The 16,478-nt window shown below is 39.9% G+C and carries 21 protein-coding genes; 3 read left to right on the top strand and 18 right to left on the bottom strand.

Annotation, left to right across the window (positions count from 1 at the left end):
* The first annotated feature begins 82 nt into the window (after positions 1 to 82).
* Complete coding sequence (locus tag ACSLGF_RS08825; protein ID WP_456004441.1) at positions 83 to 1,000, top strand: sigmaE regulated sporulation protein; 918 nt, start codon at positions 83 to 85, stop codon at positions 998 to 1,000.
* Between the two features lie 62 nt (positions 1,001 to 1,062).
* Here the strand turns inward: ACSLGF_RS08825 and ACSLGF_RS08820 are convergent, their stop codons facing one another.
* From ACSLGF_RS08820 to ahpA, 3 genes are all read right to left on the bottom strand, one after another.
* Positions 1,063 to 1,647, bottom strand: coding sequence for a Rok-like winged helix domain-containing protein (locus tag ACSLGF_RS08820; protein ID WP_456004439.1), 585 nt, complete (start codon positions 1,645 to 1,647; stop codon positions 1,063 to 1,065).
* A 482-nt stretch (positions 1,648 to 2,129) separates the two neighbouring features.
* On the bottom strand, positions 2,130 to 2,588 hold the full coding sequence (locus ACSLGF_RS08815) for a TlpA family protein disulfide reductase (protein WP_456004436.1): 459 nt from the start codon (positions 2,586 to 2,588) through the stop codon (positions 2,130 to 2,132).
* A 279-nt stretch (positions 2,589 to 2,867) separates the two neighbouring features.
* A complete protein-coding gene (gene ahpA / locus ACSLGF_RS08810) occupies positions 2,868 to 3,410 on the bottom strand; it encodes a biofilm-specific peroxidase AhpA (protein ID WP_003211758.1) in 543 nt (180 codons plus the stop codon).
* 272 nt (positions 3,411 to 3,682) lie between these two features.
* Here ahpA and ACSLGF_RS08805 point away from each other — a divergent pair, with 272 nt between their 5' ends.
* Entirely contained in the window at positions 3,683 to 4,492 is an 810-nt protein-coding gene (locus ACSLGF_RS08805) for a mechanosensitive ion channel family protein (protein ID WP_456004433.1), read from the top strand.
* A gap of 23 nt (positions 4,493 to 4,515) precedes the next feature.
* Here ACSLGF_RS08805 and ACSLGF_RS08800 read toward each other — a convergent pair whose 3' ends face one another.
* From ACSLGF_RS08800 to fadH, 15 genes are all read right to left on the bottom strand, one after another.
* A complete protein-coding gene (locus tag ACSLGF_RS08800; RefSeq protein WP_003211408.1) occupies positions 4,516 to 4,758 on the bottom strand; it encodes a YkuS family protein in 243 nt (80 codons plus the stop codon).
* Between the two features lie 50 nt (positions 4,759 to 4,808).
* Complete coding sequence (locus tag ACSLGF_RS08795; RefSeq protein ID WP_456004431.1) at positions 4,809 to 5,987, bottom strand: N-acetyldiaminopimelate deacetylase; 1,179 nt, start codon at positions 5,985 to 5,987, stop codon at positions 4,809 to 4,811.
* 34 nt (positions 5,988 to 6,021) lie between these two features.
* Positions 6,022 to 6,732, bottom strand: a complete 711-nt coding sequence (gene dapD, locus ACSLGF_RS08790) for a 2,3,4,5-tetrahydropyridine-2,6-dicarboxylate N-acetyltransferase (protein WP_456004428.1) — start codon at positions 6,730 to 6,732, stop codon at positions 6,022 to 6,024.
* 109 nt (positions 6,733 to 6,841) lie between these two features.
* A complete protein-coding gene (locus ACSLGF_RS08785) occupies positions 6,842 to 7,267 on the bottom strand; it encodes a flavodoxin (protein ID WP_456004485.1) in 426 nt (141 codons plus the stop codon).
* A 49-nt stretch (positions 7,268 to 7,316) separates the two neighbouring features.
* Positions 7,317 to 8,210 (bottom strand): WD40/YVTN/BNR-like repeat-containing protein, encoded by an 894-nt coding sequence (locus tag ACSLGF_RS08780; RefSeq protein ID WP_456004425.1) that lies wholly within the window; start codon positions 8,208 to 8,210, stop codon positions 7,317 to 7,319.
* Positions 8,200 to 8,676, bottom strand: a complete 477-nt coding sequence (locus tag ACSLGF_RS08775) for a flavodoxin (protein ID WP_456004422.1) — start codon at positions 8,674 to 8,676, stop codon at positions 8,200 to 8,202. Before ACSLGF_RS08775 ends, ACSLGF_RS08780 begins: the two co-directional genes overlap by 11 nt.
* Before the next feature lie 182 nt (positions 8,677 to 8,858).
* Positions 8,859 to 9,068, bottom strand: coding sequence for a DUF4275 family protein (locus ACSLGF_RS08770; RefSeq protein ID WP_456004419.1), 210 nt, complete (start codon positions 9,066 to 9,068; stop codon positions 8,859 to 8,861).
* A gap of 116 nt (positions 9,069 to 9,184) precedes the next feature.
* The gene (locus ACSLGF_RS08765; RefSeq protein ID WP_456004417.1) at positions 9,185 to 10,066 is read right to left on the bottom strand and encodes a LysR family transcriptional regulator; all 882 of its coding nucleotides are present in this window, start codon (positions 10,064 to 10,066) and stop codon (positions 9,185 to 9,187) included.
* A gap of 96 nt (positions 10,067 to 10,162) precedes the next feature.
* Entirely contained in the window at positions 10,163 to 10,606 is a 444-nt protein-coding gene (cbpB, locus tag ACSLGF_RS08760; protein WP_456004414.1) for a cyclic-di-AMP-binding protein CbpB, read from the bottom strand.
* A gap of 149 nt (positions 10,607 to 10,755) precedes the next feature.
* On the bottom strand, positions 10,756 to 10,947 hold the full coding sequence (gene abbA / locus ACSLGF_RS08755; RefSeq protein ID WP_003210802.1) for an antirepressor AbbA: 192 nt from the start codon (positions 10,945 to 10,947) through the stop codon (positions 10,756 to 10,758).
* A gap of 149 nt (positions 10,948 to 11,096) precedes the next feature.
* Positions 11,097 to 11,612, bottom strand: coding sequence for a ribonuclease H-like YkuK family protein (locus ACSLGF_RS08750; protein ID WP_456004412.1), 516 nt, complete (start codon positions 11,610 to 11,612; stop codon positions 11,097 to 11,099).
* Between the two features lie 146 nt (positions 11,613 to 11,758).
* The gene (locus tag ACSLGF_RS08745) at positions 11,759 to 12,001 is read right to left on the bottom strand and encodes a YkuJ family protein (protein ID WP_003212254.1); all 243 of its coding nucleotides are present in this window, start codon (positions 11,999 to 12,001) and stop codon (positions 11,759 to 11,761) included.
* A gap of 183 nt (positions 12,002 to 12,184) precedes the next feature.
* A complete protein-coding gene (locus ACSLGF_RS08740; RefSeq protein WP_456004409.1) occupies positions 12,185 to 13,081 on the bottom strand; it encodes a manganese catalase family protein in 897 nt (298 codons plus the stop codon).
* A 262-nt stretch (positions 13,082 to 13,343) separates the two neighbouring features.
* The gene (locus tag ACSLGF_RS08735; RefSeq protein WP_456004407.1) at positions 13,344 to 14,564 is read right to left on the bottom strand and encodes an EAL domain-containing protein; all 1,221 of its coding nucleotides are present in this window, start codon (positions 14,562 to 14,564) and stop codon (positions 13,344 to 13,346) included.
* A 64-nt stretch (positions 14,565 to 14,628) separates the two neighbouring features.
* Positions 14,629 to 15,393, bottom strand: coding sequence for a 2,4-dienoyl-CoA reductase (gene fadH / locus ACSLGF_RS08730; RefSeq protein ID WP_456004405.1), 765 nt, complete (start codon positions 15,391 to 15,393; stop codon positions 14,629 to 14,631).
* A 139-nt stretch (positions 15,394 to 15,532) separates the two neighbouring features.
* Here fadH and ACSLGF_RS08725 point away from each other — a divergent pair, with 139 nt between their 5' ends.
* A complete protein-coding gene (locus ACSLGF_RS08725; RefSeq protein WP_230031166.1) occupies positions 15,533 to 16,390 on the top strand; it encodes a metallophosphoesterase in 858 nt (285 codons plus the stop codon).
* The last annotated feature ends 88 nt before the right edge of the window (positions 16,391 to 16,478 follow it).

Raw genomic sequence — 16,478 nt, 5'->3', positions numbered from 1 at the left:
ATCTCATCCCCTTTGATATGGTTGTTCTAATTACACTCATTTCGCATACTTTATTGGTAACATGAATAAGGAGGGTCTACCTATGAACCGGCACCATGCTTCTCCCCTATTCCATGATCTGTCTCAAGAGAATTTATATTTAAAAGCTGAAACTGCCAAATATCAACAAATGATTTCTGATTTACAGTCCACATATACGTATTCTAAAAATAAGAAGTTAACTCAAGAATATCATGAGATGAAAAAGGATTTCACTGAATTAAAACAACAATTGGATGAAATGACCATTGATCAAGACGATGCTGCCTCTAAAATACAGGATCTCTCCTATAGCAAATCAGAATTATTACATAAAATGGTCCTTCTCCATGAGATGCTGCAAAAGGAAACCTATCATAGAAGAAAAGAAACAGAAGAAAAGCACCGGCTGCATTTGAAAGTTGTAAAATATAAGGAAATCTCTCAACAATTAAATGAACGGTTACAGGATCAAGATAAGCTGCTTTCAAAAGAGGAGAAAAAAGGAAATACATTATCAGCTGTGATTGAAAAGCTGCAGCAAACACTAAATGATAAAAACGCAGAGCTCCATTTATTACAGGAAGGCGTCAGGCATCTTCAGGAGCGTTTTTATGAAACACAAGAAAAATTACTGCAAATTGAAAAGACAAAGGAAGCGATTTTTTATGAAGCGCTCACAAGCTATCAAAAACAGTTAGCAGAAAGTGAGGAATGGATCGCATCTCATTTTGCTGATATTGACCAGTCAGCTCAAACAAATCCACAGCCATTCTCACGAGACCCCATCCTGCAAACAACGGAAGAAATTGAACCTATTTTGAAAAAACTAAATGAACAAGTTCAAACACTCCAGGCACAAGTCGATGCGGTGCAGCGTAATGGAGAAGTCATGACAGTGAAGATCGACGGATTCAAGAAACAGCGTGATCACATGCCTAAAGAACGAAAGGTTGTCTATACAGTTGATCAAAAGAAGTGATCAGCTCATGATGTAAGAAAAAAAAAACTGCCGGCTTTTACGCCCAGCAGTTTCTTTTTTATTTATTCGTCTTCTGTTTGAATATCGCCTTCTAAAATATACTGTCCGCGATAAGGCTTCTTCACTTCAGGGTACATTTTAATTAAGCTTTGCATAAACGTGGTCATATTTGGGATTTCAAGACCGCTCTCTTTTTCAATCTCTTTTTGAAGCTCTGAGCTTTTAATTGCCGCATTATGACGCTTTAACGTTTTGATCGCAGCTTCACGAAGCTTAGCTGCCTTTGAACCAGGTCGAGCTGTGCCTCTTCTGCGTCTTGTAGATCCTTCAGGAATACCTACAGGTGCACCGTTTAGCTGACCTGTTCCTAAAGGTGATGTAGCGTTTGATTGTGATTGTGCCGGCTGCTGGTAGCTTCTCATTTCTTGTGCAGCTAGCTCAGCTAATACAGGCAATGAATCCGTCTTTCTGTCTGTACGCACTTCTTTTTTTGTATCTGCCACTAGACCACCTGTTCCTTGACGGTCTAATTCTCTTAATTTTGCATAAATCGCATCTCGTTCAATTTGATATTCACGAATGACCTTCACTTCTGCTTCATTTAGTTGTTCCAATCGTAAACGTAACGCTTCCCTCTCATTAAACAATGGATTTCCCCCTCATCATATAAAAAATATTCTATAGTAAATATTAGATTAGAAAACTAATTTTATCAACTATTTTTTTATCATTTTACAATTTGCTATCAGGTAGGTATTTTCAACTAAAATTTTGCCAAAGAGGAAAAATCGGCACCCATTTCATTGCCACTATAGGCTTTTGACAAACTTTAAAATATTGTAAAAAATTTGAATAAACGCTTATACTACTTGATTTATATAGTTATTTACCAAACTGAAATTTCTTTTGTGCAAAAACGTTCTGAATAGTAAAAAGTTAAAATCTTTACATTTTCATTTCAAAATAAAAATGTAAATAGGTCGTAATACCTTTTTGTTTCAGGGATATTTTTTAATAAACTCCCTCATTTTCTCTTTTCTTAGGAATATCACCTACATGAAAAGTCCATCCTGTGCAATCTGTCGCCTGTTTTTGCCCATGAAAAAACCCCCATTCATGGGGGAAAAGCCTATTCTGCAGCCTTTTCAGACTCAGAAAGAACTCGATTTACACGTTTTTCAAGCATTTTCATACCGCTTCCGCCAGCTTGGAAGTGACGTAAAGCACCTGTTTTATCAAATACATAATACGCAGGTACATATTCGTTTTCAAAGGCTTCTGTTAATTGATGATCACTGTCCACAAAGATTGGCTGAGTGATTTCATGCTCTTTTGCAACCTCTTTGATTTTTTCTAGATCGAGATCATCCTCTGAACGCGGCATATGCACAGCCACAACGTTTAGTTGATCCTTGTATTCATCACGGAATTGATTGACTTGAGGCATTGCCTCTTTACAAAGATGACAGCTAACTGACCAGAAATGAATCAATGTTGGTTTATCACCAATTAGATCTTCTTTTGTTACTTCTCCATTTAACCAATCTTTTGCACCAGTTAGTTCTGGCATTGGTTGACGTAATTTCATTATGAAGCGCCTCCATCCATTGTATGTGTCGAAACAAAAAGGTCTAACATCAGTTAGACCCCAGCGTGTAGACAAACCCTCGCATTCGGTGTCAGTCCTGCGTTCCGGTGCTCACGAATGTCAAATTCGCTCCGCTCCGGTACTCGTCCTTTCTAGACTTCAAAGGTTTTCTATCACGCTGAAAAGAAGACAAAGGGCTAAAATAAAGTTCATTTTAGCCCTTTGTCAACAATCTGAGGTCTAACATCAGTTAGACTCTCCTGTTTCTTCAGCTATCAATTAAAGTGTTTTTTGACCAGGCTTCCAGTTCGCTGGGCAAAGTCCACCAGTTTGTAATGCTTGAAGAACACGTAATGTCTCATCTACATCACGACCGATATTGTTGTGGAATACTGTTTGATATTGAAGTTCGCCTTCTGGGTTAATGATGAATAGACCGCGAAGTGCAATTCCTTCTTCTTCAATTAAAACGCCGTATTCTCTAGATACTGTGTGGTTTGTGTCAGCAGCTAGCGGGTATTTTAATTCACCTAGACCATTGTCTTTACGATCTGTGTTGATCCAAGCAAGATGCGTATGGATTGTATCAGTAGATACACCAATGATTTCTGCATCTAAGTCTTCGAACTCATCATAACGATCGCTCATTGCTGTAATTTCAGTTGGGCAAACAAATGTGAAATCCATTGGATAGAAGAAAAGAACTGTCCATTTGTCATTCTTCATGTTTTCCTCTAAACTTACTTTACCAAATTCCTTGTTAGCAAGTACTGCTTCCATTTCAAAACGTGGAGCTTGTTTTCCTACAAAACGCTCTGCCATATGTAAATCCCTCCATAAAATAATATCTTTATACAGACTTCTTAGCTGTATATAAAATGAGAATCAAAAGTTGAAATTCTCATTTAGTTAATAACTTCACAATTATAATTATAATACTTAAGCGATTTTTAGTCAATATTAATTAATAATAAATTTAATTAACGATTTGTCACAATTTCTCGCTCCAACTAACAAAAGTTTAACATGACTTCCATAAGGGAACAAATGATTAGCTTCTCTTTTAGAGCATACATAGAAAGGTTTTGAAGATCATGACAGCATTTGAACAAGTAGATTGGGTTTCCATCATCCTCAATAGCAGTATGATTTTGCTAAAATTAATCGCTATTTTTGTGATTTATTTTACCATCAGAGCCATAGGAAACAAGATGATTAAGCGTGCCTATTCAACATTCTCTGAGAAGCATGAAGTCTCTTTATCAAGAGCTCAGACGCTGCAAAGTCTTACGTTAAATATCTTCGCCTACTTATTGATTTTTATTCTAGTTGTCATGATCCTCGACTTATTTCATTATAATCCGACTGCTTTGCTAGCTGGAGCAGGTGTTGTTGGGCTTGCAATCGGTTTTGGCGCACAGGGTCTAGTAAGTGATATTGTGACAGGATTTTTTATTCTATTAGAAAAACAATTTGATGTAGGCGAGTATATCACGGTTGCAGGCTTTGATGGGATCGTAGAACAAATCGGACTTAGAACTACAAAGCTTCGAAGCTTTGATGGCACCCTTCATTTCATTCCAAATCGAAGCATACTGAATGTTAGTAACCATTCAAGAGGGACAATGCAGGCACTGGTTGATATTGAATTATCTCCAAATGAAAATGTGGATCAGATGATTACAGCCTTACAAGCAGCCTGTGATGAGGTACGGGCAGAAACACCTCAGATTATTGAAGGACCGCAAGTGGTCGGAGTGGAGGCGTTCGGTTCGTCTTCCCTCGTGCTGCGTATCATTGCGAAAACCGAAACAATGGAGCAGTGGCGGGTAGAACGAACCTTGCGCAAAAAAATGAAAGAAGTACTCGATATAGAGAAAAAGCAAAAAGAACCGGGTTCATAATCTACCGGTTCTTTTTGCTTGTTTTATTGAACACGCTGTTCTACTTCTTGACAAATTTCATCAGCCGTCATACCTGACGCTGTAATGACGGATGCCTTTGTCGTTGTGTCTGAAATGCCAAGAACATTTGAATCTAGTCCTGTCACCACATAGCAGTCACACTGATCCATTTGTTGTTCATTTTGAATACGTACGACGTCATACCCTTTTTGCTTCAAAAGTTCTTCTACATCGGATAAAGATGGTTCTACACCAATTCTTGTCATAATCAAGAACACCTCCTGTTCATAAGGTGTACAGGAGGCAACACGATTATTCATTCACCCGCTTGCTTTTTAAAATAAGCCGTCATGACATTTACAGCCGTTCCGATGGCCTTTTCATCAGGCATGAGTTTTGCATGGTGCAGACCATATTCTGAATCTACCCCTAACCAAAACATGAAGCCAGGATATTTTTTCAGCATGTAGCCAAAATCTTCTCCTGTCATGGCTTCTCTACATTCAATTACATTCGCAAGCCCTTCTTCGGCTACATATGACATAAATTCTTCTGTCAGGTCCTTTGAATTATCCACTTCGTAATAAGATGAAGGGTATCGAACTGTTGCCTTGCAATCGTAGCCAATTTCAATTCCTTTTGCTAGCGCTTCAATTCGCTTTCTCACCTTTTCCATAGACTCTGGTGAGAGCGTGCGAATGGTTCCGTCAAGTTTGGCATGGTGAGCAATGATATTTTGAGCAGTTCCTCCCGTAATCGTTCCGACTGTAATCACTGCACTATCAAGTGGATCGACATTACGAGAAATGACAGATTGCAGCTGACCTACAAGTACACTTGCAGCGACAACCATATCATTCGCTAAATGAGGGTAAGCTGCATGTCCGCCTTTTCCTTCAAGATCGATCACAAGTTCACTCGTGTTGGCAAATAATAGCCCAGGCTTTGTTGCAATCGTTCCGACTGGATACTCAGGTGCAATATGCAGCGCTGTAATAAAGTCTGGCGTCCACTTTTTCAAAACATCACTTGCAAGCATCGGTTCAGCTCCGCCTGGTCCTTCTTCTGCTGGTTGAAAAATAAATAGGATATCTTCTTTGATTGGCTGATGAACGAAATGATCAATGATACCAAGGGCAATGGTCATATGAAGGTCATGTCCACATGCATGCATTTTCCCTTCATGCACAGATTGAAATGGATACCCAGTTTCCTCAGGAATAGATAAACCGTCCATATCTGCACGATAAGCAAATACGCGCGCGGGATTTGTTCCCTTCACTTTCACAAAAAGCCCAGTCCGCCATGTTTCAATCTCTACTCGATCCTTTGAATACGTGTCGAGATGCTTGATGAGATACGCTTGTGTTTTAAATTCTTGGAAACCAAGCTCGGGAATTTGGTGTAAATCTCTTCGAATGGATATTAATTGCTCACGATTTAACAAGTGAACTCGCTTCCTTTCCACTATACGAATAAGACGTGGATATATCATCCACGTCTATGTCTTCTGCTGCGAATTGTATGAATTAAAGCTGACGCAGTTCTTGTTTAATTTCAGTCTTACCTTTTGTTTTTTCATCAATGTCTTTGATTTTCTTAGCAGGTGTACCTGCTACAACTGTGTAAGGCTCAACATCATTGACAACGATCGCACCAGCTGCTACAACCGCTCCTTTACCAATTGTCACGCCTTCTAAAACAACAGCGTTCGCGCCGATGACAACATCATCTTCTACGACGACTGGTTTAGCAGATGGCGGCTCAATGACACCCGCAAGAACAGATCCAGCACCGATATGACAGTTCTTACCTACTGTCGCACGGCCGCCAAGCACCACGTTCATGTCAATCATCGTACCTTCACCGATCACAGAACCGATATTAATAGAAGCACCCATCATGATGACTGCATTATCACCGATTTCAACTTGATCACGAATGATTGCACCTGGTTCAATACGTGCTTTAATGTTTTTCAAGTCTAACATAGGAATCGCAGAGTTGCGGCGGTCATTTTCCACGACAACATCTTCAATTTTGTCTTTGTTTGATGCTAGCGCTTCTTGAATTTCACTCCACTCACCGAAGACAACACCTGTGTTGCCCGTGATGAACGTTTTTGCCTGTTCACCAAATTCAATACCTTCTAAGTCACCTTTGATATAGACTTTAACAGGTGTTGATTTTGTACTATTTTGAATAAATGAAATAATTTCATTAGCGTCCATTTGTTTCATGTATGTATGTCCTCCTCTTAATTTATACTTCATTACTGTACCAAAGGAGAGTTTTAATGACAAGTGAAAGAATTGTCTTCCCATTGGCAAATAAAACAAGCGGGCCCGATTATCCCGCTTCTTGCTGGTGAAGATGAACAAATTGTTTGCCAAAAGAAATCAATTCCTCTTCTTCGTCTCCTTCTGGATTCAGCTCAATTTTGACTGATGGCAGGACAATATCACCGCCGAGCTCCTTCACTTTTTCTTCGATTAAGTCAACAGCTCCGCAAAAAAGCTCATATGATGTATCTCCGGAACCGAATACAGCAAACGCTTTTCCGGTTAAATCAAGCTCTTCCATTTCTTCATATAAATCAATAAAGTCATCTGGAAGATCACCATCTCCCCATGTATACGCACCTAACATAATGTGCGAGTAATCATTCAGAAGCTCGGCATCAATATCCATCGCTTCATGCCGGTCCACGCTAGCTCCTGCATCCTTTAATCCTTTTTCAATTAAATCTGCCATTGCTTCTGTGTTCCCAGACATCGTGGCATACACCAATAAAACCTTTTCTGTCACTTTTTCTTCCTCCTTATCAATGAATCAGCGCAGGCTCCTCATAAGGCCTGACAAACTTGCTTTCATATAAACCCGCGCAGAAAAAATTTTCGTTTTGATTGGCTACACGAAAACCGTGTCCTTTGATCGTATCAAACCATTTGAGCTCTTTTTGCTCTATATCAAGCTGATACACTTTAGAAAACCCGTGTTCGTCTTGCGAGGTGGTCACATAAACAATGCCATTATCCTCTGACACATCCAAAAACGATTCTTCTCTAGCGAAGGCCTGTGATTGAATATCATGTAGAATATTTGTATGTAAGTCTAAAATTTGAACAGATCCTTTTTTGCCTTTTTTTGAGCCTAACGCACAGACAAGAAGATGTTCCTGACAGAGCAGCATAGAAGCTGTCATTCGGTGTTCTTCTCTGTTTAGTAGAAAAATCTGTTCACTCTGCAAGTCATACACCCATATTCCTCCATGAACCTCATGAATCTGTGTTCCAATATAAAGGTGATCACCTGCAACACATAACGAACGAATCACTGGAGGCTGATTCACATGAGCAAACGGCTTCATAATTTCCCAGGAAATCCCGAAATCGGTTGACACATAAATACTGTGTTTTCCATGTGCGCACACAAAACCATCTTTGTGCCCTGTAATAGACCAAACAACTGCATTTGTTGGAAATGATGATAGCGCCCACGTATTGCCCTCATCTCCTGACCTGATCACTGTTCCATTTTCACCAACACCAAATAAATAAGGCCCAATATAGCTGATGGCATGAATTTTATGCTTGAGCTTAAACAGCTGCTGCCACCCGCTCTCAACACTGTAGTGGAAAATACCTTCTCGTTTTACCGCGACAAAGTATCCACCACTTTTAGATGCAGCAACGGCCGTTGCACCTTTATGAAACATGATTTTCAACTCGTTTCTCAGACAAAGAGGCCCATGTTAAAAAGCTGGTGGCAAATTCCTGACAGCACGCCACATCCTCATCTGTATCTGGCGCAAGCTCCATTTTCAATGTTTCAGGAAATACGGATGCACCTGTTGATTTCAGCATGTCATGGAATGTATGAACAGCCTCGCAAAACTTCGGATAGCTGTAATCACCAGATCCGAATACAGCCGCTTTGATGTCACTAAGTTCAAGAGTAGAGACCTCTTCATAAAAATCCTCTGCTTCATAAGGTAAATCTCCATCACCCCATGTATAGGAACCGATCAATACATAATCGTATGAAGAAAGATCCTCTGCACTCGTATCATCAAATTCCATCATCTCTGTATCTATCCCTTTTCCTTCAAGTGTTTGCTTTAAGATCGCTGCCATATCTTCCGTATTGCCAGACATACTCGCAAATGCAATTAGTGCTTTCATCTATTGGTCACCTCATCTAAATGATAATCATTTTCAATTATTATATGTACACTTTAAATGATAATGATTTTCATTGTCAAATGTTTTTATGAAAAGGCGTTGTTCAAGATAAAAATAACCCACATAAAAAACCGCTCATTCCAATTGGAAAGCGGTTCTAAAATGATCAGGATATCATAGCTTTATGATTCACTCGTTTTATGTTTCTGAATAAAATATGGACCGCAATCGGTTTCGTGCGTCATCACAAATGTCCAATTTTCCTCCCAATCCATGACATACATATCGCTGTAATCCATATCACCATCTTTATATGGTTCACGCCATCTCCCTCGTAAATATTTTCCCCACTTCGGTATGTCAATCTTTCTTCTTTGTTTATTTCTCACCATTTGATCCAGCTTTCTGCTTTTTTCGTAGTATGATAAATAGGCGAATCTATCAGAAATTTAATTCAACCAAGAACGTTCACTTATCCTAAAAAAGCACCTCCTCTTCCAGAAGGTACTTACACTGCATCACTTTCAAGCATTTCTTTCACTACACCAACAAATGCTTGAACCTGTTTTAACTGAAAAGATGCTTCATAGCCTAGAAGCCATGTGTCACGTCCAATTTGCTCTCCATTTACATCAACGAGCGGGGTTTTATGAACACTTTTTTCATGGTCATATAAGGTGACAGAAGGCAAAATGGCATAGCCGATGCCATGATAAGCCATTTGTTTACATGTCTCAATTTGGTCCACAAGAATCGTCTGCTTTGGGGAAACTTTAAATTTTTGGTGCCACCAGTGCTGGATTTCCTGATAATAGGTGCTGTCGCTTTTAAATTGAATAAACGGCCGTTCTGTCTCAATTAACTCATCCACGTCCTTGATCACGGAATCAACTAAATATAAATGATCTGTCATCAAATATTCCTTTGTCCCCTTCCAATCAGGGTTTCCGCGAATAATGCCAATGTGCACATGGTCTTCATACAAGCTTTTGAGCATTTCACTACTCCAGCCGGTAACGAGTGATACTTTGGCATTTGGATATTTTTCGACATAACGCTTTAACACCTTTGGCAGCCAGTGCTGTCCAATAATGGACGCAACCGCAAGCTTGAGTGTGCCATGAATTTCTCCTTCAAGCTCATCAATTCTCTCTCTCACTCGATCTTGCTCCGTCGTAACCTCTTTTGCAAACTGGATAATCTGTTCACCTGCTGAAGTCACGGTCAGCCCTTTTTGTGAACGAAAAAAGATTTTAGTTCCCCATTCCTTTTCGATCGTTTGCAACCTTTGAGATAATGCAGGCTGAGAGACAAAGAGCCGCTCCGAAGCCTTTCTCATATTCAATTCTTCACTTAGCACAGCAAGCATATGTAACTCTTGAAGCTGCATGGGCGTCCTCTCTCCCTCTATAAGTTTTTCTTATTCCATATGATCATTATATAAATTTTAACTTATGAAGGCAAAAAAAATAAGCTGGGCTGCAGCTCATTTTTTCGCGGAATGAATGACCTCATTTAAGCGCTTTAACACAACACGTCGAGTAAAAATCCCTTCAAATACTTGCTCCTCATTTTCTACACAAACAAATCCATTATTCGTCACAGCGTGAACGCCTTTTAGCACAGGATCAGTTGTTGTGAGTCTTGGAATATCTGTTAACATGACCTCTTCTACCTTCAGCTGGTCCAGTTTCTCGAATTCAATTCGTTCTAAACCAAAAATTTTATCCATGATCATATTCGTTCCAATTAACCCGTGTAGATGATAAGAAGCATCTAATACTGGTATGGCTGTATATCCTGTTTTTGTCAAGACCAATAGGGCATGCTCAAGATTATTTCCAATTTGAACATGTGCCACTTTATCTGCATCAATCATATGCTCCGCTACTGTTGACTCAAGCAATTGAGTCGGTTCTATCTCTATCATGTTTCTTCGACCCCTTTTCTCTCGATCATCAATCATACATTCCCCTTTAATATTAAGCATAAACTAAAACGAAATTTGTCGAAAGATTTTTTCTGCATAAAAAAGATACTCAGCCCCCGAGTATCTAATAGAATGTTAAACCAACAATATTAATTCTCAAACCTTACTCTGTCATACAATGTGATCAATTGCTTATACGTATTGTCGTCGACATTTTTTGTCCCACATTCTATATCATTGATCTCACTGCTTAGTAATTCGACAGCATATTCCTGATTCAGCAATACGTTTAATAATAGCTTTTTCTCTTCTTCATTAAAACGATTTTCGATGACGCTCATTCAACATCAGGCCCCCTGTTTCATATATGCTTTTATATTGATTAGCAGGCTTTTGAATGTCTGCTTCCTCTCTATACAGCTAGAATAAGGAACTAGAATCGAATCGTCAACCGCACGTTTCGACAAGGTTTGGAGAAAAATGACGGAATTTATTTTGTGTATCGATTGGCATAGCAAAATGCTGCATATGAGTCGGGTTTTATTTTTGCTTCAATTCCCATAGCTGTGATCATTCCGGTCATTTCCTGGATCAGCTCTTTTGTACTTCCTTTTTTGCCAATATCAAGATGGGCTTCAAAACGGAGGTCTGCCCCTTCCTCAGCAAACGGAAGAAGCAAATCCATCAGTTCTGTTAAAGGACCCTCCAGGATGTCTGCACATACCTTTTGGGTAAACGCTGTCTCTAATGAAATTTTTTCTCTAAGACTTTGCATAGGCCTGCTGATCACTTGTTGTGTGAGACAGCCCCAAGCTCCTTTGCCAATCCGGTGAAGATGAATTGCAGTCATAAATGTTGTGATATTCTGATTGACTTGAGAATCCGTACCGATTGATAACACATAGACGGATCTAGGGTCTTTTCGAATAAAGTCTTTCATTCTCATGACGACATCAGAAAATGCTAAATAATCTTCAGAAAGATTGTAGAAAAAAGAATCACTCACAGAAAGGAACTCCTTTTTTTAATGGTCTCTTTTCCGAAAAATGCGCTGATTGATCATCTACCATTTGTACATCACCTATGATGACAAGTGTATATTGCCGCAATAAGCGAAGGAATCCTTAGAAAAAACATTTCATACGATTCAGCTTAGGATTGTAGAAGCTCAAAAATTTCAATCGAAATCATATCAATGTTGTCAAATGGGAAAGTGTTTGGCTTATCCCCTTGTTGAAAAACAGTCAATTCAAACGTTTGATTCTTTTCGAAATACTTAACACTACAGATTTTCTCACCGTTCACTTCGAAATAACGCTGTGCCGGCTCGTTTGCAGCTTCTGCTGTCTCTTGAAGACTTTGCAGCCTTGTAATGATACCCATTAATTGTGACATTCTAAAAAAAGACTCCTTTCAAAAAAACAACTCAGATGAACCCGTATTGATTATACACAAGTCCTACAAAGCATCATACCATAAAGTGTTCTCAGATGATATTTTTCCTCTTGAATTCAAAAAAAGAAAAAGAATCTGTTTTTTTATTTTGAGTCTTTTCTCTCATCTCATACACGATGTTTTTTATAAACCGGCAGATCTCATGAGCCGTTTGGCAATTTCGTCAAAAACCTCTTTTGAAATGCCCGGGGCAAACTCTTCCGGTAATTCTCTATAATCTGGTACAGGCGCACCTTGCGGGGTGCCCTCAATGACTGTCAGCGGCTTTCCATCAATCGGATGGCTGCCTTTCCAAATTTTATTGATATCCTTGTAATCCGTATCACTAAATGTGTACAGCTTCGTATGAATGTTTTGATCTTCAAATTTTCTTGCAGAGTCAAAGTATTTGTTGTCGAGGTTTGGAATCGGCAGCATCTTCCCTACATCTACTCCTGTGGCTACCTCAAGCGCTTTTGCATATGCCACAACATGCACACCGCCTCTTACAAGTAAATATCCAATCATCTCTCTTGCCGTAGGATGATCCGTCATTTCATATACACGCATTTTATGCGTACGAGCCCCGCATTCAAGGAAGAAATTATGAAGAAGATCAAGAATCAGGTTACCACTTGAGAACACATTCTCTCCTGTCCAAGGTTTTGCCATTGAATCAAACGGATAGCCTGTTTGTGCCGTTTGAATAAAATGCTGTGTATTTCGTTTATCGACAGCCGCTTTCATCGGTGTCGTATTTGGATCTCCGCCATGAGTGGTCCCCGTAATCATGAGATTCACAGCCGTTGTCACAAGCTCTACATGACCGAATTCTTCAGCTGTAATACTTGATACGAGGTCATAAAACGGTTTGAGTTTTCGTTTCCCTCTAAAGTTAAAGGATTGAAACATGTAATTATTTAATGTGGACATTTCACCAAATTTCCCGCCGAGTAATTCTTGCACAGCAGCGGCCCCATTTGCATCTGGGTGATCTGGTCTTGGCAAATCAATCAGCAGCCGCTTGTCACGTTTGATCATGACTTTTCCCTCCTACCGTCTAACTATCATCATTTAAGATGTATGGAGGATTTGGAATGTCCTATGCATAAAGGAAAAGATTGAAGCACAAAAAAAACTTGGCGGGGGTAGCGCCAAGTTTTTTGGATCTTGATCTGATAGAGGGGTTGGGGAACAGAGAGTAGCTTCTCTCTATAACTAAATGATAATGATTATCAGTTTCATTGTCAACCATTTTTTATTTCTTTTTTTATCAAAAAAAAAACAGCCGCTCAAGCTGCTTTTAAATCAATCCATCTTGCTCATATAGATAGGCATACGGAAGATCTATAAACAAATAAACCTCTTCCTCTAACGGATAAGAAAACGTTCGTATCCGCTCCCCGGTTTCTAAATCACTGTAAATATCGCTGAAAAACCCTTTCCCGCTTATTCTCATTTGGAGAATATTCGCCAGGAAATAAGGGCGCCAGCTCCAGTTTTTCTCTATATACTCCGGCTGAAACAGCCATTCTTTTTCTTTTTTAAACACATTTCCAGTGATTTGAAAGCCTTCCTCATTACACATATAAATCCGAAAGCTGCAATCTGTTAGTTCGAGTGCCAGTTTTTGTATGAGTTCATCATTTGTGCTGCATAATTTTTTTAAGGTCGTGACAGCTTGGTGAATTCGCTTATAAAATATTTCAGAATGTTCGTAAACAGCTTGAAGCTTCTTTTTCTCATGAGCAATAAATTGCTGAAATTCTTCTCTAAGCTGCTCTTTTCGTTTGTTGCGGTCGATTAATTCCGCCGTAGGCTCATGCAGATAGAATCCTTGAAAATATCTCCCGCCGTTTCTCCATGCATACTGCAGCTGAAAATTTGCTTCAATGTCCTCATAAATTAAGGCCGCCCCTATTTTTCTCGCAAGCAATGAAATGCTGTACAAGACATACTCATAGGAAGGGGAAGGAGCCGATGCTCTTAATGCTTGTAAATCTATTTTTAATAGATCGGGTGAAAGCAGGGCAATCCGATCAAGGTTACTGCTTTCTTTTCCTATATTAGATACGGCGATTTTGATCCCATATGTACGATAATACGTTAACGTATGGTAAAGCTGTTCAATGTCGCCGCTAAACGTATGTTCAGTAAATTCAATGACAAACCGGTGAAGCTGAATGCCTCTTGCTTCATATTCCTTTAAAAGCTCTAAAAAGCTTTCGCCATGATCAAGCATGAGAACATTGGCATCATGATTAATAAAAATGAGCAAATCTTCATCAGCTGTTGTGAAGAGATCAAGTGCTTGACTAAGTACTTTTTGATCTACTTCCAGTTTATATTCGTCAGGAATAGATGAATCCGTAAAGAAGGAGCCTAGGCTAACCGTTTCAGACTCAAGCTTCATTCTTCCTAGAATTTCATAGCCTATCACTTTTTGCTCTTCCGCGCTGAAGATCGCTTGATAGTGCGGGAAAACATCTTCAATATTCGTTAAAATATCTAATGGATCGACCATTTTCATCACCTGCTTCTCTCTTTGTGTGATTATACCACATCAAAAGCAGGTCTTACACGGTCATTCAAAACGGTGATTGGTTGAGCCATTGCCCCCCATCCATCGTGATACAATCGCCATTAATATAAGACGCATGTTCAGATAGTAAAAAGGCCGCAAGCTCTGCAATTTCCTCCGGTGTGCCCAGTCTGCCAAGAGGGACACTATCTAAAGTTTTTTGCGCTGCCTCTTCAGATTCCCACAGTTTATCAGCCCCGCCTGTTCTCTCGATTGGTCCTGGTGCGATGGCATTGGCGCGAATTCGATATTGCTTTCCCCATTCTACTGCAAGCGTTCGAGTAAGAGACAGAACTCCTGCCTTTGCTGCTGCTGAATGCGCCACACCTACACCAGCACCCCATGCGTATGTTGCCACCATGTTGATCATACTTCCCCTTTTCTTTTGACGAATCCAGTAATTACCCACTGCATGACTGCAAAAAAATGTGCCATTTAACACAATATCAATGACCGCTTTCCAGCCGTTAGGAGACAGTTTTTCTGCCGGGACCAAAAAGTTCCCTGCTGCGTTGTTTATGAGCGCATCAACATCGCCAAATGTATCCACCGCAAACTTCACCATCTGATCGGCATCCTCTGGGTTTCGCACATCCATTTGGAAGTAAGCAACCGATCCGCCTTCCTGCTTGATTTCACTTGCAGTCTTTTCCAGCGTTTCTTCTGTTCTTCCAGTAATCACAACATTCCAGCCTCCGAGTGCCAAATGGGTAGCCATCGCCTTCCCCATTCCGCTTGATCCTCCTGTGACAATCACTGTTTGTTTCGTCATTTGTTCTCCCCCTTTGTACACTTTGAATGACTATTCATTCATTATTTTTCTATCATATCATGATTTCCCCTCCGTGCACCATATGGGAGATTTAACAAATATCATGCTATACTTAATTTTATTTTTAAAGGAGTCTTATATGAAGCAACTTACCCGCAGACAGTTTTTAAAAGGAGCAGCTGGTGCGAGTATTCTCGGCTTTTTGGCTACAACATGTGGATATGGCTATGCCAGATACATCGAGCCGCACATGCTCGATGCCGTGTCACTGACCATTCAAGATGCTCAGCTTCCAGCTTCATTTGACCAGTTTAAAATTGCCCAATTTAGTGATGTTCATTTAAGTGATACATTTCCTGCTAAGGATCTAGAAGCCGTCGTCCAGAAAATCAATGCTGAATCTCCAGACCTCATTGTGTTCACAGGTGACCTTGTTGATTTTCAGGCATCTATTGAAGAACATGAAAAAGCAAAAGCTTATTTGACTAAGCTGAATGCTCCGTTTGGTAAGCTGGCGATATGCGGAAACCATGACTACGGACCATTTGGCGTGGAGCTTTATGAGAAAACGATGGAAGCTTGTGGATTTACATTATGTAAAAATGATGTGTTTCTTTTAGAAAAAGAAGGGGCGCACATTCAGATCGCTACACTGGATGACCTCATGATGAGCGTGCCAGATTACGACCTCATCAAACGGGAAGTATCCTCTGATTTATTTACTTTACTGCTCGTACATGAGCCTGATGCTGCACTGGAGCTGAAACAAGCGCCCATTAACTTACAGCTATCTGGGCATACGCATGGCGGTCAAATACAGCTTCCTTTTTATGGACCAATTCTCACAGCACCTTATGGCCATACATATGTAGAAGGTTTATACGGCAGCTATCAGCACCGCATCTATGTCAACCGCGGGCTCGGGACAACAAGACTGCCGCTTCGATTTTTAGCCAAACCTGAATTAACCTTTTTCACTTTCACATCTCGCGTATAAACAGAAGCCAAACCGCCCTATCTTGCATCTGTATAATTAAAGATATTTCTCATGACAAATGTTAGGAGAAACCTTAGTGGGCCTGATT

This window comes from Bacillus sp. A015, from assembly GCF_053851875.1.
This window is presented reverse-complemented; position numbering and strand designations above follow the sequence as displayed.

Excerpts from the sequence above, each read along its gene's own strand:
- ACSLGF_RS08795 (WP_456004431.1), bottom strand. The coding sequence starts at position 5,987 with ATGATATATCCACGTCTTATTCGTATAGTGGAAAGGAAGCGAGTTCAC.
- ACSLGF_RS08765 (WP_456004417.1), bottom strand. The coding sequence starts at position 10,066 with ATGCAGCTTCAAGAGTTACATATGCTTGCTGTGCTAAGTGAAGAATTG.
- ahpA (WP_003211758.1), bottom strand. The coding sequence starts at position 3,410 with ATGGCAGAGCGTTTTGTAGGAAAACAAGCTCCACGTTTTGAAATGGAA.
- ACSLGF_RS08815 (WP_456004436.1), bottom strand. The coding sequence starts at position 2,588 with ATGAAATTACGTCAACCAATGCCAGAACTAACTGGTGCAAAAGATTGG.
- ACSLGF_RS08825 (WP_456004441.1), top strand. The coding sequence starts at position 83 with ATGAACCGGCACCATGCTTCTCCCCTATTCCATGATCTGTCTCAAGAG.
- ACSLGF_RS08725 (WP_230031166.1), top strand. The coding sequence starts at position 15,533 with ATGAAGCAACTTACCCGCAGACAGTTTTTAAAAGGAGCAGCTGGTGCG.
- ACSLGF_RS08775 (WP_456004422.1), bottom strand. The coding sequence starts at position 8,676 with ATGAAAGCACTAATTGCATTTGCGAGTATGTCTGGCAATACGGAAGAT.
- ACSLGF_RS08735 (WP_456004407.1), bottom strand. The coding sequence starts at position 14,564 with ATGGTCGATCCATTAGATATTTTAACGAATATTGAAGATGTTTTCCCG.
- ACSLGF_RS08780 (WP_456004425.1), bottom strand. The coding sequence starts at position 8,210 with ATGTTTCATAAAGGTGCAACGGCCGTTGCTGCATCTAAAAGTGGTGGA.
- ACSLGF_RS08805 (WP_456004433.1), top strand. The coding sequence starts at position 3,683 with ATGACAGCATTTGAACAAGTAGATTGGGTTTCCATCATCCTCAATAGC.
- fadH (WP_456004405.1), bottom strand. The coding sequence starts at position 15,393 with ATGACGAAACAAACAGTGATTGTCACAGGAGGATCAAGCGGAATGGGG.
- ACSLGF_RS08745 (WP_003212254.1), bottom strand. The coding sequence starts at position 12,001 with ATGTCACAATTAATGGGTATCATTACAAGGCTGCAAAGTCTTCAAGAG.
- dapD (WP_456004428.1), bottom strand. The coding sequence starts at position 6,732 with ATGAAACAAATGGACGCTAATGAAATTATTTCATTTATTCAAAATAGT.
- abbA (WP_003210802.1), bottom strand. The coding sequence starts at position 10,947 with ATGAGCGTCATCGAAAATCGTTTTAATGAAGAAGAGAAAAAGCTATTA.
- ACSLGF_RS08800 (WP_003211408.1), bottom strand. The coding sequence starts at position 4,758 with ATGACAAGAATTGGTGTAGAACCATCTTTATCCGATGTAGAAGAACTT.
- cbpB (WP_456004414.1), bottom strand. The coding sequence starts at position 10,606 with ATGATAGAGATAGAACCGACTCAATTGCTTGAGTCAACAGTAGCGGAG.
- ACSLGF_RS08770 (WP_456004419.1), bottom strand. The coding sequence starts at position 9,068 with ATGGTGAGAAATAAACAAAGAAGAAAGATTGACATACCGAAGTGGGGA.
- ACSLGF_RS08740 (WP_456004409.1), bottom strand. The coding sequence starts at position 13,081 with ATGATCAAACGTGACAAGCGGCTGCTGATTGATTTGCCAAGACCAGAT.
- ACSLGF_RS08785 (WP_456004485.1), bottom strand. The coding sequence starts at position 7,267 with ATGTCTGGGAACACAGAAGCAATGGCAGATTTAATTGAAAAAGGATTA.